This window comes from Sphingobacterium thalpophilum (assembly GCF_901482695.1).
Classification (GTDB): Bacteria; Bacteroidota; Bacteroidia; order Sphingobacteriales; family Sphingobacteriaceae; genus Sphingobacterium; species Sphingobacterium thalpophilum.
In genome coordinates, this window is sequence record NZ_LR590484.1 from 1,883,795 (window position 1) to 1,904,726 (window position 20,932).

The 20,932-nt window shown below is 44.4% G+C and carries 17 protein-coding genes; 13 read left to right on the forward strand and 4 right to left on the reverse strand.

Annotated features, from left to right (window positions below):
- Positions 1–30 precede the first annotated feature (30 nt).
- The 4 genes from FGL37_RS08060 to FGL37_RS08075 all read left to right on the forward strand — a co-directional run bounded on the left by FGL37_RS08060 (position 31) and on the right by FGL37_RS08075 (position 5,502).
- Positions 31–1,752 carry a TrkH family potassium uptake protein gene (locus FGL37_RS08060; RefSeq protein WP_232048656.1) on the forward strand — a complete coding sequence of 574 codons (1,722 nt, stop codon included), beginning with the start codon at positions 31–33 and terminating at the stop codon, positions 1,750–1,752.
- 108 nt (positions 1,753–1,860) lie between these two features.
- Entirely contained in the window at positions 1,861–2,547 is a 687-nt protein-coding gene (locus FGL37_RS08065; protein WP_028070951.1) for a potassium channel family protein, read from the forward strand.
- A 2-nt stretch (positions 2,548–2,549) separates the two neighbouring features.
- Positions 2,550–2,867, forward strand: a complete 318-nt coding sequence (locus FGL37_RS08070) for a YbjQ family protein (RefSeq protein WP_028070952.1) — start codon at positions 2,550–2,552, stop codon at positions 2,865–2,867.
- Between the two features lie 157 nt (positions 2,868–3,024).
- Entirely contained in the window at positions 3,025–5,502 is a 2,478-nt protein-coding gene (locus tag FGL37_RS08075; RefSeq protein WP_028070953.1) for a YfhO family protein, read from the forward strand.
- Between the two features lie 32 nt (positions 5,503–5,534).
- On the opposite strand, the gene rnhB is transcribed toward FGL37_RS08075, so the two are convergent.
- Complete coding sequence (rnhB, locus tag FGL37_RS08080; protein ID WP_028070954.1) at positions 5,535–6,131, reverse strand: ribonuclease HII; 597 nt, start codon at positions 6,129–6,131, stop codon at positions 5,535–5,537.
- A 185-nt stretch (positions 6,132–6,316) separates the two neighbouring features.
- Between rnhB and FGL37_RS08085 the strand changes: the two genes are divergently transcribed.
- The 3 genes from FGL37_RS08085 (at position 6,317) to fabD (ending at position 11,703) form a co-directional block, all read left to right on the forward strand.
- Positions 6,317–9,154 (forward strand): TonB-dependent receptor, encoded by a 2,838-nt coding sequence (locus FGL37_RS08085; protein WP_232048657.1) that lies wholly within the window; start codon positions 6,317–6,319, stop codon positions 9,152–9,154.
- Positions 9,155–9,343: 189 nt separating this feature from the next.
- Entirely contained in the window at positions 9,344–10,573 is a 1,230-nt protein-coding gene (locus tag FGL37_RS08090) for a M16 family metallopeptidase (RefSeq protein ID WP_028070956.1), read from the forward strand.
- Between the two features lie 239 nt (positions 10,574–10,812).
- The gene (gene fabD, locus FGL37_RS08095; protein WP_028070957.1) at positions 10,813–11,703 is read left to right on the forward strand and encodes an ACP S-malonyltransferase; all 891 of its coding nucleotides are present in this window, start codon (positions 10,813–10,815) and stop codon (positions 11,701–11,703) included.
- Positions 11,704–11,872: 169 nt separating this feature from the next.
- On the opposite strand, the gene FGL37_RS08100 is transcribed toward fabD, so the two are convergent.
- Positions 11,873–12,604 (reverse strand): RDD family protein, encoded by a 732-nt coding sequence (locus FGL37_RS08100; protein WP_028070958.1) that lies wholly within the window; start codon positions 12,602–12,604, stop codon positions 11,873–11,875.
- Between the two features lie 175 nt (positions 12,605–12,779).
- Between FGL37_RS08100 and FGL37_RS08105 the strand changes: the two genes are divergently transcribed.
- The 6 genes from FGL37_RS08105 to FGL37_RS08130 are packed head-to-tail and all read left to right on the forward strand — an operon-like array spanning position 12,780 to position 19,022.
- Entirely contained in the window at positions 12,780–13,742 is a 963-nt protein-coding gene (locus tag FGL37_RS08105) for a stage II sporulation protein M (protein WP_028070959.1), read from the forward strand.
- The gene (locus FGL37_RS08110; RefSeq protein WP_028070960.1) at positions 13,733–14,644 is read left to right on the forward strand and encodes a hypothetical protein; all 912 of its coding nucleotides are present in this window, start codon (positions 13,733–13,735) and stop codon (positions 14,642–14,644) included. The genes FGL37_RS08105 and FGL37_RS08110 overlap by 10 nt, the downstream gene beginning before the upstream one ends.
- Positions 14,637–15,518, forward strand: coding sequence for a DUF4129 domain-containing protein (locus FGL37_RS08115; protein WP_028070961.1), 882 nt, complete (start codon positions 14,637–14,639; stop codon positions 15,516–15,518). The genes FGL37_RS08110 and FGL37_RS08115 overlap by 8 nt, the downstream gene beginning before the upstream one ends.
- Positions 15,515–16,708, forward strand: coding sequence for a DUF4350 domain-containing protein (locus FGL37_RS08120; protein WP_028070962.1), 1,194 nt, complete (start codon positions 15,515–15,517; stop codon positions 16,706–16,708). Before FGL37_RS08115 ends, FGL37_RS08120 begins: the two co-directional genes overlap by 4 nt.
- A complete protein-coding gene (locus tag FGL37_RS08125) occupies positions 16,705–17,694 on the forward strand; it encodes an AAA family ATPase (RefSeq protein ID WP_028070963.1) in 990 nt (329 codons plus the stop codon). Before FGL37_RS08120 ends, FGL37_RS08125 begins: the two co-directional genes overlap by 4 nt.
- Complete coding sequence (locus FGL37_RS08130) at positions 17,694–19,022, forward strand: DUF58 domain-containing protein (protein ID WP_028070964.1); 1,329 nt, start codon at positions 17,694–17,696, stop codon at positions 19,020–19,022. Before FGL37_RS08125 ends, FGL37_RS08130 begins: the two co-directional genes overlap by 1 nt.
- Here the strand turns inward: FGL37_RS08130 and FGL37_RS08135 are convergent.
- Complete coding sequence (locus FGL37_RS08135) at positions 19,015–19,419, reverse strand: Dabb family protein (protein WP_028070965.1); 405 nt, start codon at positions 19,417–19,419, stop codon at positions 19,015–19,017. The genes FGL37_RS08130 and FGL37_RS08135 overlap by 8 nt on opposite strands.
- Positions 19,420–19,499: 80 nt before the next feature.
- Positions 19,500–20,753: a methionine adenosyltransferase gene (gene metK, locus FGL37_RS08140; RefSeq protein WP_028070966.1), complete on the reverse strand. Its 1,254-nt coding sequence runs from the start codon at positions 20,751–20,753 to the stop codon at positions 19,500–19,502.
- Between the last annotated feature and the right edge of the window lie 179 nt (positions 20,754–20,932).

Genomic DNA, 20,932 nt, shown 5'->3' on the forward strand with positions numbered 1-20,932 from the left:
AAATATAAGAACGGACTTGTAGACAAAATTATGTTTTATGTAAGCATGATGTGTGCTGCAATCGTTATTTTCAATGTAGGCTATGTAACCGATCCGGTTTTGGGCGAACTGTTGAGGAAGACGATCCATTATCTGTTCTATGTGCTTTTTTTGATGATCGCCTTACGGGAATCCTCTTCGATCTATGCGCTGAAAAAGATTGCGGTCGAACATTATTCGGGGTTGCTGATTCTTAGCTATTTTATTTTTATCTTAATTGCGCGTTTCGCCGGGCTGGAGTCTTTATCTGTTTTTTCCAGAGAACAGTGGATTTATTTGGGGATCTATATTATTTTTATTGCTGAACTCTCCAAAAGCACGCTTTTCTTTGATAATTTCTACTTTAATCCGACGATATTATTTGTTATCAGTTTTCTTGTACTTATCCTGATCGGTACGGTATTACTCATGTTGCCCCGTACGACGCTGGAGGCACCCTTAAGTTTTGTCGATGCCCTGTTTATGGCCACGAGTGCGGTCTGTATTACCGGTCTTTCGGTAGCGGATATCTCCACCAACTTCAGCATGTTCGGGCAGACAGTCATCATTGTCCTGATACAGGTTGGGGGACTGGGAATCATGACATTCACGGGCTTTTTTGGTTATTTCTTTTCGGGCGGGTTTTCGTTTAAAAACCAGTTGATGTTTGGCGAGATATTGGGGGAGAATAAGGTGGCTTCGGTTATCAAGACCTTATTGACCATGATCTTCATTACTCTATTATTTGAATTTCTGGGTGCAATACTGATCTTTAGCACATTGGATAGCGCCAATTTTCCGAACGTGGGCAGCATGGTTTTCTTTTCTATCTTCCACTCCATTTCTTCTTTCTGTAACGCCGGTTTCTCGATTTTGTCCGGGGGAATTACAAATGAGGCCTATAAATTCAATTATCCCTTTCAGCTGGCACTCTCCGCTCTGTTTATTTTAGGGGGGCTGGGATTTGGAATCGTTCTGAATTTCTATACCTATATAAAAGAGTCTATCTTACTTTGGTATCACCGCCTGATCACCAAGCGAAATTATAAGCATAAAGCATGGAATTTCAGTTTTAATTCAAAACTGGTGTTGCTGTGCAATGCGATTATTATCGTGGCGGCAACGCTGTTTTTCTATTTTTTGGAAAGGCAAAATACACTTTCGCTTGAAAAAGGTGCTGGTGGAGAATGGGCGACTTCTTTCTTTATGGCTAATGCTGCCCGTTCTGCCGGCTATAATAGTATTGACCTGAGTTTTGTGGGCGCCCCGACCATATTTCTGATTATGGTGCTCATGTGGGTCGGTGCTTCGCCCGGTTCCACAGGTGGCGGAGTGAAGGTGACCACGGTGGCGCTCACGTTTATGAATATTATTTCTCTGGCAAAGGGGAAGGAGTATATTGAGATTTTCAAACGCCGAATCGCCGGTGAGTCTGTCAACAAAGCCTTTGCTATTATTTTATTGTCGCTATTTGTCGTAGGCATCAGCTTCTTTCTTCTTATATTTACGGATCCGGACAAAAGCATGAAAGACTTACTGTTCGAATCGCTATCGGCATATACGACCTGCGGATTGAGTCTCGGTGTCACGCCCTCTTTAAGTATGGGCGGAAAACTGATTATTGTGGTGACGATGCTGGTGGGCCGTGTAGGTATGTTGACGTTATTGGTTGCTTTTATCAAAAACACAACGAGAAGAAATATCATATTTCCGGAGGAAAAAATACTGTTTTGATCCGGGCATGACCAGGTTCTTGCTACGGAAGCAGTCCATTGGCGCATCAGGCTTTAGAAACAGGCTGTAGGAACTTGTAAATACAGGAAATTTATCTTAGTTTGGGGTATGAAGTATATTGTTTTAGGGTTGGGGCATTTCGGACGTTCATTGGGCGTTCATCTTACTGAGCTTGGTCATGAGGTGATTGGTGCAGACCGGAATTTAACCATCGTCGAGCAACTGAAGGACAGGATCACGCACACGGTATGCCTGGATACGACAGACCGGGAGGCGGTGTCTTCCTTGCCGCTGAAAGATGCCCATGCCGTCATCGTGGCGATCGGAGAAGATGAGGGTGCGTCGCTGATGACCGTAGCGCTCTTAAAGCAATTGAAAGTAAAGCGGATCATCGGCCGTATTGTATCTGATCTGCAGAAAACGGTCCTGGAAGCTATGGAGATCAACGAATATATCATGCCGGAAGAAGAGGCTGCCGAGCGACTGGCCATGCGGCTTGACAATATCGATATTGTGGATTCTTTCAAGGTGTCGGACCGCTATTCTATTGTGGAGACAAAAGTGCCAGCCCGATATGTGGGCATGACGTTACGAGAGGCAAACCTGACCAACTTGTATAAAATCATCGTATTGACGACCGTCAAAATTACGGAAACAAGAAAAGATGGTGTGACCAGAGAACAGAAAGAGGCTTCCGGTATTGCCACTTCCGAGACGGTGATGGAAGAGGGCGATATTTTGGTTGTGTTTGGAGAATTATCCAATATAAATAAACTAATTCAAAAAGGAGAGTAACTATGTTATTGACTACAACAAGCAATATTGAAGGACATCAGATTGACCGTTATTTGGGCATTGTTTCTTCGGAGGTTGTATTGGGCGCAAATGCCATCAAAGATATGATGGCTGGTTTCCGTGATTTTTTTGGTGGCAGGTCTAATTCTTACGAGCGGGCATTTCAGGATACGCGCGAAGCGGCCTTACGCGAGCTGGAAGATCGGGCCAGGGCATTGGGTGCCGATGCGGTCGTGGGCGTACGGCTGGACTTTCAAACTGTAGGCACCGGAGGCATGATGATGGTGGGGGCAACCGGAACTGCTGTCAAAATGAAATAGACTACCCATGCATGCTGATTTTATCGGACACTAAAAGCTGAACAGGGCTTTTAGTGCCTGTGTATTGCCCTTGTATTTGGTCGCAATAATAATTGTATATAAAAACAAATTTATCTAAGTTTGGCTTTTAAGACTTTTAAACAACCTAAGAGGATAAATGAAAAATTGGTTTAAAGCAAATTCGGCGCATTTAATCGTTATTGCGATATTCATTGCGCTTGTATTTTTTTATTTCACGCCCGTTTGGCAAGGAAAGACATTGGCCCAATCGGATGTGGTACAGGCGCAGGCAGCACAGAAAGAGTTATTTGATTACAGGGCCAAGGATGGAACCGCACCTTTGTGGACAAACTCCATGTTTGGCGGTATGCCTACGTACCAGATCTGGCAGGCGAATGAAAATAACATTGGTACCTATGTGCTGAATGCGGTTAAATTTGTTTTCCCAAGTCCCATGGATACGGTATTGTTTTATTTATTGGGCGCTTATTTTCTGTTTAGTGTACTGCGTATTAAACCCTGGCTTGCCGCTGTGGGCGCCGTCGCCATAGCCTTTACTTCTTACAATTTTATTTATATTGAAGCAGGACATATTACCCGGGCAAACGCCATTGCGTTTATTCCGCCGGTGATTGCATCCGTGATCATGTGTTATCGGGGCAGCAAGCTGTGGGGGCCCGTACTCCTGGCCCTGCTTCTTTCGCTGGAGATTCGTGTGAATCACTTGCAGACAACTTACTATCTGTTGATGGCCTTGATGTTATATGTCATATTCATCTTGGTTGATGCCATCAAACAAAAACAATTAAAGGCCTTTTTTATCAATTCCGGCAGGCAGGTTGTTGCGGTGGTTATCGCAGTGATGGTCAATGCTTCCATTTTGCTGCCAACTTGGGAGTATAGTAAATTGAGCACGCGCGGTCATGCAAACATCACAAAAGTGGATGATAAAAGTTCGGCAAAAAAAGGGTTGGACAAAGAATACGCCTATGATTGGAGCCAGGGGATCGGAGAGTCTGTAACTTTTTTGATTCCCAATGCCTACGGTGGATCTACCGGCGGGCAGCTGGATGAAAAATCGCATGTTGCCAAGTTTTTCATGGACAAAGGCGCATCTGCTGTACAAGCAGGACAAATTGCCGAAGGGATGCCGACGTACTGGGGAGATAAGCGTTTTACCTCAGGGCCCTGGTATTTCGGTGCCGGTGTTTTCTTTCTTTTTGTACTGGGGCTGGTGATCGTCAAAAACCGTTTGAAATGGTGGATATTGACGACAACCATACTGGCCTTGCTTTTATCGTTCGGTAAGAATTTTACGCTGGTTTCAGACCTGTTTTTCGACTACTTTCCCATGTATAATAAGTTTAGGGCTGTCGAATCGATTTTGGTGCTTGTGTCCATCACCGTCCCGCTTATGGCGATATTGACGGTAAATGAACTGCTGACGCGCGCAAAGGAAATTCCTAACCTGGACAAGAAAGTGCTGTATACTTTTGTTGGTGTCGGTGGATTTTGTCTTTTGGTGGGGCTGATGCCGGATCTTTTCTTGAATTTTAGAAATGCCGAACATAATAGTTTAATTGAGACGTTTTCCCAGCAGATCGGCGACAAAGCAACGGCGAGCGAACTGGCTAACCAGCTGGTTCTGGACCGAAAGGATATTGCCAGTAAAGATGCTTACCGTTCGTTTGTCCTCATTTTGCTAACCTTTGGATTGATCTGGTTTTATCTGAAGAAAAAGCTGAGTGAAGGCGTGTTGTTTGGAAGCTTGCTCGTCTTGTTCTTATTTGATCTCTGGGGTGTTGATAAGCGCTTTTTAAATGATCGTTCGTTTAGCGAAAAGGGAGCGGTAGCACAGCAGGCCTTTCAGCAGCGCGAGGTAGATCAGCTGATCTTAATGGATAAAGACCTGAGCTACCGGGTACTGGATCTCACAACAGATCCCTTTTCGGATGCGCGTCCTTCGTACTTCCATAAATCATTGGGCGGCTATCATGCAGCAAAATTGATGCGTTTTCAGGAAGTTCTCGAGAATCAGTTTAATGGTGCGCTTAACGAGGATGTGCTGGATATGTTCAATGTCCGCTATTTGATCACGACGGATCCGCAGAGTCAATCACAGCGTATTATCAGAAGAAGCACGGCAGCGGGTAACGCCTGGTTTGTCGATAAGATAACCTTTGTGAAGGGCAATGCGGAGGAGATGCAGGCAATCAGTTCCTTTGATCCGCATAAAGAGGCTTTCGTAAATCAGCAGTATCAAAATGAAATCAAAGCAAAAACATCCAGCGCATCTACGACAGGAGAGATTAAGCTGACCTCTTATCATCCGGACAAAATGCAGTATGAATACACGGCATCCAATGATGTCTTTGCGGTGTTCTCGGAGATCTTCTATGACAAAGGCTGGAAAGCATATGTTGATGGAAAGGAGACACCAATAATCCGTGCTGATTATCTATTAAGAGCGCTGCAATTGCCAGCGGGATCCCATAAGATTGAATTTATATTTGATCCTCAATCGCATAAAGTAGGAAATTTACTGACGTTGATTTCTTCGATCATACTTGGTCTGGGGATGGCTGCTGCCATATATTTCTCGTTAAAAGGGTATAAAAACGAAACAGCCGCATAGGCAGCTGTTTCGTTTCAAAAATACATCAAGCTTTAGAATAATTTGAGCTGTGGATCAGTTATTCTAAAGCTTTTTCTATGGTGGGGTGTCGTTCCATAGGCCAGCACAGCAGACCGATGTTTCACCGTAGGATAGCCCTTGTTGTTCATCCAGTCGTAGTCCGGAAAATCAGCCGCTATGGTATCCATATATTCGTCGCGGTAGGTTTTGGCCAAAATAGAGGCTGCTGCGATTGAAAGATATTTTCCATCTCCCTTTACTACACAGGTATAAGGCACTTTCTGGTATGGAATGAACCTATTGCCATCTACAATGATATATTCGGCTTTGATGTGCAGCATATCCAGGGCCTTATGCATGGCGAGATAACTTGCATTGTGAATATTGATCCGGTCAATCTCTTCGGCAGACACGCTGGCAACGGCATAAGCAAGAGCTTCCTGCTCAATAATGGGACGCAATTCCATCCGTTGTTTTTCGCTTAATTTTTTGGAATCGTTTAAGCGTTTGTGATGATAACCGGGTGGAAAAATTACCGCCGCGGCAAACACCGGACCAGCGAGACAACCTCTACCAGCCTCATCACATCCAGCTTCAATCCATTGTTCCTGATAGTATGATAGTAGCATCTTATTCTTCGGTAACCGAACGAAAGTACGAATAATTTTAGAGTTATCCATTGTAACTTCTGTGTGAATAATGGCCTTTTACATTAATTAACACTAATAATATCTTCTTTTGTAAAGATTTTGAGTAGCCTATGGGCCGCTTTAGATCAAGGATTGGTCAATTATAGAGATATAAAATAGATGTTATGAGAGGCTATGTGCTTTTTTTATTGAGTATGCTAACGGCATGGACAGTTTACGGCCAGACCAGAAGCGTACAGGGAATGCTAAAAGATGACAAAAACAGGATGGTGGCGGGAGCGACCGTCACGTTAACTTCGCGGTTGGATTCGATGTCTACTGGATCGAGTATGGCCGGGATTTTTACATTTGACAAAATTAAAGCGGATACATTTAAAATTACAGTTTCCAACTTAGGTTTTGAGCGCTTTGAACAAGAGTTTCACTTCCCGCAAGGGCAGCAGAAATACGTTATTCCGAGTTTGACCCTGCAGCAGAATTCACAGATGCTCGAAGAAGTCGTTGTGGACGGTGTTCCGACGGTGGTCGTTAAGAGTGATACGCTGGAGTATACGATGAAAGACCTGAAATTGCGGGAAGGATCGGTCGCTGAGGATGCACTTAAAAAGCTGCAGGGTGTAGAGGTAGACAAAGATGGAAACGTCACGGCTCAAGGTGAATCTGTCAAACGGGTGCGTATCAATGGGAAGGACTTTTTCCTAGGTGATCTAAAAACGGCGACACAGAATCTGCCGGCCAACATCATCCAAAAAATGCAGATTATCGACGATTATGGTGAGATGGCCAATATTACGGGTAATAAAAATGGCGAGTCTGAAAAGGTGTTGAATATTCAAATTGATCCTAAATATAATCAGGGACATATGACCACACTCCGGGCAGGTTATGGTACGGAAGACCGTTATCAGGCTACAGGTATGTGGATGGGTATGCGTGAGGGCGAGCAGCTTTCCGTGCTCGGGAATCTAAACAACACCAACGCGCCCCTGTTTGATTTCAATACAACAGGTGGTGGTGCCCGGAGAGGGCAGGGCGGCGGCGGCCGTCGTGGTGGCGGTATGTTTGGTGGTTCGGACGGCCTTACAAAAATTGGCTCGATAGGCCTTAATTTCCGAAAGGATTTTAACGATAAATTGACGGCTTATGGTAGTTATAGTTATAGTCATACGGATAATACGACATTGTCGGAAAGGATCCAGGAGAACACATTGCCTAGTATCATGCAGACCGACAGTATTTCTAACAGGAACAATACTGTCGGTGGGAGCCATCGTTTTGAGGCTAATGTGGAATGGAAACCGTCAGATAAAGACTATATTAAGATCTCTCCCCAGTTTGGGTTTGATAAAAGCGACGCAACAACATTTTCCGAATCAACCACCTACCGTAGTGGAGCTTTAAATAACACGCAGACACAGGACATATTGGCCAATTCGACGGCACCCCGCTTTGGCATCAGTGGTCTGTACAACCGTAAGCTCAATGACAAAGGTCGAAATGTATTTGTCAACATGAATTACAATAATGCGGAGACAAAGAAAGACCAAGACGCCATATTGGACCGTTTGTTGGCTGATCCAAATAACGCAGGTGTGTCTCTAACTAAGATTTATGAAAAGACGATCTTAGAAGCAAAGAATAAAAGCTGGAATGCTGGCGCTTCGCTGAACTATACGGAGCCGCTCTCTGAGAAGGGGCGACTGGAGTTTACTTATGACTTTAATAAGAATAAGTATGATAACTCGAATAAGCAGACGGGGTATGACGCAAACGGGAATTTGATCGCTGAGGACCCTAAATTGAATTTTGACTATAATTATGATTATTCTTTTGCTACCCATAAAGTAGGCGCTAATTACCTGTATAATGGGGATAAAATTACTTATTCTATCGGAGCGGCGGCACAGCCTTCGCAATTGCGGGGGGATGCGATCAGTTCGGGATTGGTGGTGCCGATACACCGGAACAACATGAACTGGATGCCGATTGCGCGATTTGAGTACAAATTTTCGCGCCAATCGAATTTATCGGTCAATTATTCCGGTACACCCAACGAGCCTTCAGTGACCCAGATTTTGCCGTTTGACATGAGTACAAACCGTACAAGCATAGTGATCGGTAATGCCAATCTAAACCCCGAATTTAGTCATCAGCTGAATGTTCGGTTCCGTAAAAACGATTTTCAGAAGGGGAACAACTTTTTTGCTTTTGTCAATGCAGGTCTGACCAATAACAAGATTGTGAGCCTGAGTAAAAGTTATTTGGATGATTTGATGGATTATCAGACTGGAAAAACGAATAGAACGTTGGTTTCCGAAACACGGTATCTCAATGAAACCGGCGATAAACCTTTTAATGTCAGCTCCTTTTACCATTACGGCAAATCACTAAAAGAAAAAACCTATAACATTATGCTAATGGGCGGAATCTCCTACAATAAAAATATTGGTTACGTTTCAACAGAGAAGGATGACAATATGGGACAAAAGAACGTCGCCCGAAACATTGTGTTTAATCAGGGTTTGATGTTTAGATATAATCCTTCGGAAAATCTGGAGATAAATCCCGGTGTACGTTATCAGTATAATCACACGGAAAACTCCCTGACAAATCGTACCACCAATGTTTCTTCCTGGACACCGACCTTGATCGGTTCAGTAAATATCACCCCAACAACAATTTTTGGAGCAGATCTTTCGAAGCAATTCAATAATGGATATGGTGCAGGGATCAATGCCAACCCATTTGTTATCAACTCTTACATTGAGCAGAAGTTCTTAAAAGAACGTCGTGGTACGATACGTCTCCAGGCATTTGACCTGCTGAATCAGCAAACCAACGTTTCGCGGACAGTCAGTGAGTCTATGATCACAGATAGCCGCACCAACCGTCTTGGGCGCTACTTTATGTTGTTGTTCACCTATAAATTCCAAAAATTTGCCATGGGCAATCCTCAGGGTGAAGATCGGTTCCCCGGTGGTATGAGGCGGCCACGGATGTAAAGAGGCTAAATAATCATTAAAAAACGGTCATAGTGATTTCGCTATGACCGTTTTGCATTTTAAAAACCTTAGTTTTGCATGATATGTGCTCAGGGGGGTAGGATTGGGAGACCCGGGACAGACGATCCTGGCTGCGATGTGGGGTACCGCTCAACACAATATATTATCTTTAGACAATTTACAGATTGCATGGAATACGAGATTATCAGACTTTCAAATGGAATGCGCGCGGTATTCCAATATCAGAACTTACCCATAACACACGTATGTATGGTCATCAATGCGGGCTCCCGGGATGAGCTGGCCGGAAAGTTTGGTGTCGCGCATTTCATTGAACACCTGTTATTTAAAAGGACGGAGAAACGCTCGACACAACAAATTATTAATCGTCTGGAATCTGTGGGGGGTGACCTGAACGCGTATACGACCAAAGAGTATACCTGTGTCCATGCCTCCATTCTGAAACCCTATCTGGATCGGGTGCTGGATCTTTTTGAAGATATCTTTTTCCATTCCACGTTTCCGGAAGTAGAAATGGATAAGGAAAAATCGGTGATTGTCGATGAAATGGCGTCTTATCTGGATAGTCCCGAAGAATCTATCGTGGATGATTTTGAAGACCTTATTTTTCAGGGATCGGGGCTGGGGCATAATATATTGGGGCTGGAAGATCAGTTGCTGTCTCTTCAGAAGGACGATATTCTGACCTTCATGCAATCAAATTACGATACCCATGAAATGGTGATCGGTATTACAGGCAACTACAGTGTGAAAGAAGTGGAGCGCTTGCTGCTCAGAACTTTTGGCAATATATCCGAAAATAAAACCTTACGGACGAGAGATGATGTGAAGCCGGTTGGCGAACAGCATCTGACAGTGCCAAAACCCATTAATCAAGTCCACTATATGCTCGGTTCGTTGGCTTACGGTTATCGCGACGACCGTAAGACCGGCTTGCTGCTGCTGAACAATATGCTCGGTGGTATGGGTATGGGATCGATCCTCAATCTTTCCATCCGTGAGAAATATGGCATCGCTTATACGATAGAATCCAATTACACGATCTTTTCGGACACCGGATTGTTTAGCATCTATCTGGGTACAGATGAGGAAAAAGTGGAAAAAGCTAAAAAGCTGGTATTTAAGGAACTCCGCCATATGTGCGAACACCCGCTATCTGAGGTCAAACTTGCCAAGGCCAAACGGAAGTTTATCGGACAGATCGCTTTAACAGAGGAGAACCGCATGAGTACCATTATCTCGGCGGCCAAGAATGTAATGGATTACGACCGTGTGATCCTACTGGATGAAGTGATTGAAAAAATAGAGATGCTCGGCAGTGCTCAGCTCCTTGAGATTGCCCAAGATGTATTTGACCCACGGAAGCTACTCTCGCTGAGTTTTGTCCCAGAAAATTGAATGCCCTGGATAGACGCACGATACGCGAAGGTATGTTTTGGGTGGGTGAGCCCGTGCGACCGGTAGAGGCTACCGGGATTGCCGGAGGCGAAATCACGATGTTCAGAAGATTGTTTTTATATATGACGAGCAATTATATTGCATATCAGCAGCAATTTATCTAAGTTTGCGGTTACTGTAATGCTTAAATATGAATCGGGCTTACGGGCTCATCAGCCATTAAAGAAAAAAATAGATAGATGAAAACTGCATATGTATTTCCCGGTCAGGGCGCCCAGTTTGTTGGAATGGGCCAAGACCTGTATAATTTAAACGAAGAGACAAAAGCTTTGTTCGAAAAAGCGAATGATATTTTAGGTTTCCGTATTACCGATATTATGTTTTCGGGTACTGACGAGGAGTTGAAACAGACCAAAGTAACACAACCGGCAATTTTCTTGCATTCGGTGATTTTGGCAAAAGCATTGGGTGATTCTTTTCAGCCGGATATGGTAGCGGGACACTCTTTGGGTGAGTTTTCTGCTTTGGTGGCAGCTGGTGCTTTAAGTTTTGAAGATGGTTTAAAGCTGGTCGCTCAACGTGCCAACGCGATGCAGAAGGCCTGTGAGCTGCAGCCTTCGACTATGGCTGCGATTTTGGGCCTCGAGGATGCTATTGTGGAGGATATCTGTGCGCAAGTGGAGGAAGTGGTTGTCGCGGCAAATTACAATTGTCCGGGGCAGCTGGTTATCTCGGGATCCATTGAAGGTGTTGATCAGGCCTGTGCACTGCTGACCGAAGCGGGAGCAAAACGTGCGTTGAAATTAAATGTTGGCGGTGCTTTCCACTCGCCATTGATGGAGTCGGCGAAAGTTGAACTACAGGCTGCAATCGAAGCTGTGGATATTCTCTCCCCCAGATGCCCTATTTATCAAAATATAGACGCAAAGCCGCAGACCGATCCGGCAACGATCAAGCAGAACCTGATCGCACAGCTGACAGGCGCAGTCCGCTGGACACAAACTGTGCAGCATATGCTGGCCGACGGGGCTACTGCATTTGTGGAAGTTGGACCGGGAAATGTCTTACAGGGTTTAGTTAAGAAAGTGGACCGTCAGGTGCAAACCTCCGCGGCAACTGTGCTGGCATAAGCTTGCTTCTGATCGAAACTAAAAAAAAGGAACACTATGGTTCCTTTTTTTAGTTTTTGGAGTGTATCCCCTTGCTGAATACGGATTGACAAGGCAGAGTCCAAGTTACAGGAATAATCTATCTCGGCTTTAACACGCAACAAGCGTCCTGCGCAGCGTGGGCGGCGGATTATTTGTCCTTAAACATACGGTAATGGTCCTTCATGACCTGCAACACAAAATCGTTGGGAGTCATCTTCTCGGGGTGCTTCATATCCATGACCTTTTCCAGGCGCTGTACCAATGCTGTGAGTATGCCGACATCCCTTCTGTCGAATGCCGTCTGGTAAACATCTTTGATCAAATTGGCATCTTTATCGCTTAATTTAATGACCTGAGGGAATAGAATAGGATGATTGTCGGTGGTTTCTTCATAGATTGTATCACTGAGCTTAAGACTTGGCTTGAGGCTGATCACAGCGGTCTCGCCTGCAATATCGCCAATGCGCTGTCCATTTTTAGATAGGACAATGGAGGTGATGGCAATGCCGCCCATGGTCATCCATATATCAACAATCGATAATGCCCACCGCGATAGGTACTGATAAAAATTTGCGCGGGATCCATCGAGTTTAACCACCTTTATCTTCATGATTTTTTTACCGATGGTCTGTCCTCCAAATGCAGTCTCTGTGATCAAGGTATAGAAAAATGCAGGTAGCGTCATGCCCATGATAACGCCGTAGCGTAGATAAGGGTCGCTTTTGGAGATATGTATGCTGTCCAGAAGGAATATACAAAAGAAAATGTAACAGACAATGACAAAATAATCGATGGCAAATGCGATCATTCTTGAACCTAAGCTGGCAAGGTTGTATTCGATTTTTACATTTTGTGCTGTGTTTATCTCAAGCTTATTCATATCTAAATGCGTATCTGTATATCGGTTGTTACCATTCGCATATAAGGCCCTATCCGCCGGCAAGAGGCCTTATGCTCATGAAAAAGACTGAAATTTCCGGTGTATTTTCATGCCGGTTTGTGCTTTTCAATCACTGATATTTCCTATATTTGATTTGGCCAGTTAAAAAAAATTAATGAGAGAAGCATCGTTTGTAGAACGAAATAAAGAAAAATGGACGTTAATTGAAAATAATTTGTCAATTAGCAAGGACGTTGATCCGGATGTACTGGCTTCAAATTATATTGAGCTAACAAATGATCTGGCCTATGCGCAGACATTTTACCCCGAGAGTAAGGTTCGGAAGTACCTGAACGAGCTTGCTGTTACTGCGCATCAAAAAATCTACAAAGACCAGAAAGCTTCCAACAATAAGTTTAGATCTTTTGTTATGGAGGAGATTCCGCAGGCGATATGGTCTATCCGCAGGCCTTTGATGTATTCATTGTTGATCTTTATACTCGCGTCGGTCATCGGTTTTCTGTCGGCTATGTATGATGTCGATTTTGTCCGGTTAATTTTGGGCGATCAGTATGTAGATTCAACGATTGAGAGCATCAGAGCCGGAGACCCCGCAGCGGTGTACGGAAAGGGCAGCAATTTTGGTTCAGCGATCTGGATCACCATCAATAATGTACGTGTGGCTTTTATGGCTTTTGCCTTCGGCTTATTTTTGAGTGTCGGAACAGGCTATATTCTTTTCAGTAATGGCATTATGCTGGGGGCTTTCCATCAGTTATTCTTTCAGTATGGCGTCATGGGCAAAGCGATGTCAGCAATCTGGATTCACGGAACTATCGAAATATCGGTCATTGTCGTGGCGGGCGGATGTGGCTTTGCTATCGGGAATAGCTTATTGTTTCCGGGATCCTATACGCGGTTGGCCTCTTTTGTCCGGACGGCGAAGACGGCAATGAAGGTTTTGCTCAGTACCGTTCCGTTTTTCGTTGTGGCAGGCACATTAGAAGGTTTTGTAACACGTTATTATGAAGTGTCCGTTTGGCTATGCGTAATCATAATTGTATTATCCTTGCTGGGCATCGTGTATTTTTATATAATTAATCCGTATCGGTTAGCCAGGCGATTGCAATGGAAGTAGATTTTGAATTTCAGAAAGAACGTAAAATAGGAGATTTTGTCCAGAGCTTTATCGACCTTTTTAAATCGATCTATAAGCACTTTGTGACCACCATTTTTGGTTTATCTGCACTGCCGCTCGGGGGGATTGCCCTCGTGTATTATTTCTTATCTACCAAAATCACTTTTTCTGCAAATAGCAACTCATTTGAGGATATCGATGGCCTTACCTGGGCGGGAGTGCTCATCCTGGCTTTGCTAGCGCTGGGGCTGTATGTTTACGGCATTTCGATAGAGTACTTCATTCTCCTGAAAGAGCGCAAGGACACCCAATTTTCGGGGCAGGAGGTGCTGCGCAATTTCAGATTAAACATCGGCCGGTATTTTAGGTTTCTGTTTGCAATGATCCTCGCGCTGGTCGTTATCTTCATACCGGTTGTCTTTGTCGCTGCAATCGCTATATTTATCCCATTTATCGGGAGTTTTGCGATAGGCATTCTGATGTCCATGGTTGGCATTTGGCTATTCTGCTCTTTCCTATTTTATCGGGAAGGATACTCCGACCTGGGAAGCTGCTTTACGGATGCGTATGTGATGCTCAGCAAAAAACTCGTTCAATATGGTGTTGCCACCTATATTGTCAATTTTATTTTCCAGATGGCCGTTATGATGATTTCTATTGTTCCAATGATCATCATTTCGCTGTTGTCCTATAATTTCCTGGGTGTGGAGGCTGCTTTCTTTGACTCGTCCTGGGGAAAGTTGCTGATGACGCTGGGTGGTCTCTTCGTCACCTTATTCACTCTTTTTCTATATATGGCCGGAGTGCTGGCCAATGGGATCATCTATGAAACAGCCAAAGATCTCAAATTTGGCGAACGCATTTATGCGATGATTGATCAGATCGGAGGGCGTGATGAGTAGAGTACTCGTGATTTTTTTGTTTGGATTTGTATATGCACTAACAGCCTGTCATCCCAAGCAGCGTGATGTGGGGAGCGATGGTGAAGCAGTGGATTCCTCTGCCATTGTTACCGATACGTTGGTGGCTGTTCCAGACAGTATTGCGGTGGATACCGTCGGGACAACGAAAATCCCGGCGGTTGGCAGCCAACCGAATAAAATAGATATCTGGGAGCCCGGTCTCTTCGATTCTATCCCTAGATACTCCCAGAGGCGCGCCTTTAAGATGGACCCGTATCCGGATATTATCAAGCGTTATGAAGATGATGCTTTTGTGTATTCGGAAAATATCAAATCCCGGGTGGGAGTACTTCAACGTGTTGTGAGTAGGATTTCGAAGTGGCTGAGCGATTTAATGCCCGACAACCCCCTGAGATTCGAAAAAGAGTTTGGCTACCTCTTTGCCTTTCTGGCGCTGATCGTTCTCGCCTACATCTTATACAAGGTATTATATAATAAGAACTCGTATTTTATCACACATAAACCGGAAGATGAAGAATTGGATACAGTAAGCTATGTGGAGCGCAATCTGATGAACAGCAATCTGGACCATTATATCAAGGAGAGTATTGAGCAGAAGAATTATGCGCTTGGAGTCCGGTATCTCCAGCTGCAGAATATCCAGAAGCTGGCACAGACAGGACATATTATATGGAAGCATAGCAAAACGAATGCAGAATTTGCCAATGAGATCACCAATGACGGGCTGCGAACGGGATTCTTGGATTGCACGCAGGTGTTTGACCGGGTGTGGTTCGGGCAGTTCGGATTAAGTGAGACCGAGTTTAACCAATATAGGGAGCTGTTTTATCAATATCAAAATCAAATTAAATGAAGGGATCTGTAAAGTTCGGCTTGATATTGTTAGGTGTTGTCCTACTGTTGATCGGTATCATCGATATGACGAGCAAGAAACCTATTATCTGGGAGCGTACCTTTGATATGAAGGATAAAAACCCCTTTGGCGCTTTTGTCCTTAGACAGGAATTGAAACATATTATCGATCAGAATAATATGAATATTGAACGTCCCTTATACGAGTATCTGGACAGTGTCAAGAGGCCGGACAAAAATCTGCTGTTTTATACCTCTTATTTTTCCCCCGGCGAAGCTGCTCACCATAAGCTACTGGACTATGTATCTAAAGGAGGTAAAGCCATGATCATAGCAAATGATATTGATTTCTACCTATTGGATTCTTTGCAGATAGAAACGTACAATTTCTACGGATTCAAAAAAGGACTGGATATAAAAGACCAATTAAGGGTAACATTAACCAACGATACGAGTAAGATAAGCTATGATAAGTCCGAGCTGAGCGTGGTGTTCAGTAAACTTCCTAAGCAGGCCACTATTCTTGGCGGTATTACTTATCGGGATTTTCTTTTGCCGAATTTTGTCGAGGTGCCTTTTGGCCGGGGGCTGCTTTATTTGCATCTGACGCCCGATCTATTTGGCAACTATTACCTGTTAAATTCGGCTTCGCAGTACGTGTATGTCGCGAAGTGTTTGTCTTATTTGAACGATAAACCAGTTGCCTGGTACAATTTCAGAGCCAACATCCGTCAATATCGGACGCCGATGCGCGTTATCCTGACGAGTGACGGTCTTCGGCAGGCATGGTATGTTTTGTTGGGCGGGCTGCTGCTGTTGCTCGTGTTCAGGAGCAAGCGTGAGCAGCGTGCAGTTGAGATTGTGAATCCGGAGCCCAATCTCTCCAAGGAGTTCTGTGAGACCATTGCTACGCTCTACTACGAAAATGGAACTCCGGGCAACATGGTGGCCAAGAAGATAGATTATTTCCTGCATGATCTTCGAAACCGCTTTCATGTCGATACACTCCAGCTTCAGGAAGAGGGCTTTGTTGAGGAGTTAGCCGAACGATCAGGTGTATCGCAGGCGGAGACCGGTTTTCTCATTAAGCTGATTATACAGCTACGGCAGTGGCCACAACATGAAGTTGCCGACCTCAAGCAACTGAATGATACGATAGAAGAATTCAAACTTAAAGCAAAAATGATATGAGTGACTTCGATAAATATAAATCTTTTGAAAACCGGACAGATGTATCGGTTTTGTACGATAAGATGGCACAGGTAAAAGCGGAGGTAAAAAAGGTGATTGTGGGACAGGACGAACTGCTCGATATGTTGCTGATTTCGATCCTGGCTTCGGGGCATGCCCTGATCGAAGGATTGCCGGGTGTGGCAAAGACTTTGTCTGCAAAATTAATTGCCAGAACGATCAGCAGTGATTTCAAACGGATCCAGTTCACTCCCGACCTGATGCCTTCCGATGTGACAGGCTCGTCCATACTCGATCTCAAAACGAATGAGTTCGAATTTCGTAAAGGACCTATTTTTGCAAATATTGTTTTAATTGACGAGATCAACCGAGCTCCGGCCAAAACGCAGGCGGCACTCTTTGAGAGTATGGCCGAGCGGCAAGTTTCTGTCGATGGTAATACGTATGGTCTACCGGTGCCATTTGTCGTGTTCGCCACACAGAATCCCATTGAGCATGAAGGCACCTACCGGCTCCCGGAAGCACAGCTGGATAGGTTTCTGTTTAAGATCAATGTCAATTACCCCGAGCTGGAGCAAGAGCTGCAGATATTGCGCGAACATCATGCGCAACAGGCGGTGAATAAAGAAGATCAGGTTGGTACGGTGATCTCGGCAGCAGAAATAGCCAGCTTTCAACGACTGATCAAATCTATTTTTGTGCACGAGGAGTTGCTTACGTATATTGCGCAGGTCATTATCAAAACGCGTACAAATCCTAGCTTAACATTGGGGGCATCCCCACGGGCGTCCATTGCATTGCTGGAATCTGCCAAGGCCTCTGCCGCGTTAAACGGTCGGGATTTTGTAACCCCCGAGGATATCAGACGGGTGGCTCCCGCAGTACTGGGGCATCGGGTTATGTTGACCCCAGAACGCGAAATGGAGGGATTCACCACCGCATATGTCATTGATCAGATCCTAAATACCGTTGACATACCAAGATAATGAGAAAATTACAGCAGCTTTTTCTGACCAGTCAGTTTTTCTATTCTTTGATAGGAGTTGCAGCGCTTTTCACCATCTCCTTTTTTATTAAAGGTCTATTCTTAGCTGCCTGGGGGGTGTTTTGGCTGTGGATGGCAGTGCTGATCTTTGATTTTATTTTGCTCTTTTCAGGTCGGAGGCGAATTGAAGTAACAAGGGTATATCCGGAAAAATTATCCAATGGGGATGAAAATTCCATGAAATTAATCGTTCAATCTTTGTATCCCTTTGGCACAGCGATCGAGATTCTGGAGGAATTTCCTGTACAGCTGCAAATACGGGATAAGGAGTTTTTTGTTCGGTTAGCGAGCAATCAAAGCGAGGAAATTACCTACTTGCTGCGTCCCACGCAGCGCGGTGTATACCGCTTTGGACGCTGCCTGGCTTTGGTTAGACGATTGGGCTTTATCAAACGCAGATTTGTTGTCTGTCAGCCGCAGGAAACTCCCTGTTATCCCTCCTATATTCAACTGCGGAAATACCAGCTTCTGGCGACAAGCAATAGGCTGAATGAGTTGGGAATCAAACGGATCCGTCGCATCGGTTCAGCGATGGAGTTTGATCATGTGAGGGAATATGTTCGGGGCGATGATTACCGGCATATGAACTGGAAGGCTTCGGCAAAGGTTACGAAACTGATGGTAAATCAGTATGAGGAAGAAAAATCCCAGCCCATCTATTCCTTTATCGATCTGGGACGGGCAATGCGTATGCCCTTTGAGGGACTTTCACTATTGGACTATGCGATCAACGCCGCGTTGGTGCTTTCCAACGCTACGATTCTCAAACAGGACAGAGCGGGATTATTGACGTTTGCAAAAGATATCCATGCATTTATTCCGGCCGAAAAGCGGAATAATCAGATGCTCAAGATTTCGGAGGCTTTGTATCAGGTGGAGACCAGGTTCAATGAACCGGAGTTTGGTAAGCTATATAGCTACGCTAACGCACATATCAACAAGCGTTCGCTTATTTTTCTATATACAAACTTTGAAACTCTCGATTCGTTAAATCGGCAGATGAGCTACCTGAATATGTTGAACCGTAGTCACCTCATTGTCGTCGTTGTATTTAAAAATGTGGAAGTGGAAGATTTGGCTAAGAGCTCGCCCAAAAAGACCATCGAGATCTATAACCAAATCATCGCGGAAAAATTTATTTACGAAAAGCAGCTGATCGTACAAGAATTGATTCGTAATGGCTTCCAGATCATTTATACTACGCCTGAAAACCTAACGATCAATTCAATCAACAAGTATCTGGAGATCAAGGCCCGGGGGCTTATTTGATCAGTGCTGTATCCTTGACCATGACCTTTGTCCAGAGATGCTGATATTTTTCGATTGCCTTTAAGTGTATGGGATGCGTTTCGTAGACGCCGATGTCTTTGAGGTCTTTGAAAGTTACAATCAGGGTATAGTCAAAGCTGTTGTCGACTACGGGTCTAGGATTGGTTGCTGCTGGCGTTCCGTAATTGAGCGTTTTGACCGTTTCGATCTTGCGGAGTTCTTCAAAAAAGCCAACAAAACTTTTCTTTTCCTTTTCGGTAAGGTCTTTTTTTAGCCAGAAGTTAACAACATGGATGATCGTGCCAGAAGACAGCTCTGTTGCTGGTGAAGTGGAGTGCGCTAGTGCAGGTACCGTTACCAGGCCCATAGGTGCAAGTAAAAAATGACGTCTTTTCATGATTGAAATGGTTTAGAAGGAACAATATACAAAAAAAGGGAGACATTGCCGTCTCCCTAACTTATTTTATCCGATTGATTTTATAAACCAAAGGCCTCTTTTACTTTATCGATATAGTCCAGCTTTTCCCAGGTGAATAACTCGACTTCAACAAATTTCTTTTCGCCCGTGGAGCTTTCAAATTCTTTGGTCACCTTTCTTGGAGTTCTACCCATATGGCCATATGCCGCAGTTTCAGAATAAATTGGGTTTCTGAGACCAAGACGGGTTTCGATACCGTACGGAGTCATATCAAATAAGCCGGCGATTTTATCAGCAATCTGACCGTCCGTTAGATTGACTTTACTCGTACCATAGGTGTTGACGTAGATTCCCATGGGATCTTTTACACCGATGGCATAAGATATCTGGACAAGGATTTCATCTGCTACGCCTGCGGCGACCAGATTTTTGGCAATATGCCGGGTTGCATAAGCAGCCGAACGGTCCACTTTAGAGGGGTCTTTGCCTGAGAAGGCACCACCACCATGAGCACCTTTACCACCGTATGTATCTACAATGATCTTACGTCCGGTCAGTCCCGTATCGCCATGAGGTCCGCCAATGACGAATTTTCCGGTAGGATTGATATGAAATTTGATGTCGTCATTAAACAGCAGCTGTAGTTCTGGTTTCAGCTGTGCCTTCACACGCGGAATCAGAATAGTCTTGATATCATGGGTAATCTTTTCGAGCATGGCAGCCTCACTGTCAAACTCATCGTGTTGCGTAGAGATGACAATGGTATCGATTCTTTTGGGTCTGTGATCGTCACCGTATTCCAATGTCACCTGCGATTTGGCATCGGGACGCAAGTATTTTATTTCCTTGTTTTCCCGGCGCAGCTCTGCCAGTTCATAGAGCAGACGATGCGAAAGGTCCAGCGCCAAAGGCATAAAGTTGTCTGTTTCATTGTTGGCGTAACCAAACATGATACCTTGGTCACCAGCGCCCTGTTCTTGCTTTGTTTTTCTGTCAACACCTTGGTTGATATCTGCAGATTGCTCATGAATTGCCGATAATACGCCGCAAGAATTTGCTTCAAACATGTATTCGGACTTCGTATAACCGATCTTCTCGATCACCGAACGTGCTATTTTCTGGACATCCAAATATATATTTGATTTCACTTCTCCTGCAAGAACAACCTGTCCGGTAGTGACCAGCGTTTCAATAGCGACGCGCGAATCCTCGTCCCATGCTAAAAAGTTGTCTATTAATGCATCTGAAATTTGATCCGCTACTTTGTCCGGATGCCCCTCAGAAACAGATTCTGACGTAAATAAATAAGCCATGCTTTACGTAATTTTAATATTGGATTTGCGCTTGGATGAATTTACAGCAAAGTGATAAGAGCCGTGATAGCGAAGGGTTTTTAGCACTTTTTTACTGTGGTTGCAATCTCCTTGTCGTTGCCATAATATATGCAACAGCACGCAAATCAGTCCACATTCTATTTTTTGTCGCGACAAAG

Bases quoted from the DNA above. Each gene is read 5' to 3' on its own strand.
- FGL37_RS08060 (WP_232048656.1), top strand. From the start codon at position 31: ATGTTTTATGTAAGCATGATGTGTGCTGCAATCGTTATTTTCAATGTA.
- FGL37_RS08065 (WP_028070951.1), top strand. From the start codon at position 1,861: ATGAAGTATATTGTTTTAGGGTTGGGGCATTTCGGACGTTCATTGGGC.
- FGL37_RS08070 (WP_028070952.1), top strand. From the start codon at position 2,550: ATGTTATTGACTACAACAAGCAATATTGAAGGACATCAGATTGACCGT.
- FGL37_RS08075 (WP_028070953.1), top strand. From the start codon at position 3,025: ATGAAAAATTGGTTTAAAGCAAATTCGGCGCATTTAATCGTTATTGCG.
- rnhB (WP_028070954.1), bottom strand. From the start codon at position 6,131: ATGCTACTATCATACTATCAGGAACAATGGATTGAAGCTGGATGTGAT.
- FGL37_RS08085 (WP_232048657.1), top strand. From the start codon at position 6,317: ATGAGAGGCTATGTGCTTTTTTTATTGAGTATGCTAACGGCATGGACA.
- FGL37_RS08090 (WP_028070956.1), top strand. From the start codon at position 9,344: ATGGAATACGAGATTATCAGACTTTCAAATGGAATGCGCGCGGTATTC.
- fabD (WP_028070957.1), top strand. From the start codon at position 10,813: ATGAAAACTGCATATGTATTTCCCGGTCAGGGCGCCCAGTTTGTTGGA.
- FGL37_RS08100 (WP_028070958.1), bottom strand. From the start codon at position 12,604: ATGAATAAGCTTGAGATAAACACAGCACAAAATGTAAAAATCGAATAC.
- FGL37_RS08105 (WP_028070959.1), top strand. From the start codon at position 12,780: ATGAGAGAAGCATCGTTTGTAGAACGAAATAAAGAAAAATGGACGTTA.
- FGL37_RS08110 (WP_028070960.1), top strand. From the start codon at position 13,733: ATGGAAGTAGATTTTGAATTTCAGAAAGAACGTAAAATAGGAGATTTT.
- FGL37_RS08115 (WP_028070961.1), top strand. From the start codon at position 14,637: ATGAGTAGAGTACTCGTGATTTTTTTGTTTGGATTTGTATATGCACTA.
- FGL37_RS08120 (WP_028070962.1), top strand. From the start codon at position 15,515: ATGAAGGGATCTGTAAAGTTCGGCTTGATATTGTTAGGTGTTGTCCTA.
- FGL37_RS08125 (WP_028070963.1), top strand. From the start codon at position 16,705: ATGAGTGACTTCGATAAATATAAATCTTTTGAAAACCGGACAGATGTA.
- FGL37_RS08130 (WP_028070964.1), top strand. From the start codon at position 17,694: ATGAGAAAATTACAGCAGCTTTTTCTGACCAGTCAGTTTTTCTATTCT.
- FGL37_RS08135 (WP_028070965.1), bottom strand. From the start codon at position 19,419: ATGAAAAGACGTCATTTTTTACTTGCACCTATGGGCCTGGTAACGGTA.
- metK (WP_028070966.1), bottom strand. From the start codon at position 20,753: ATGGCTTATTTATTTACGTCAGAATCTGTTTCTGAGGGGCATCCGGAC.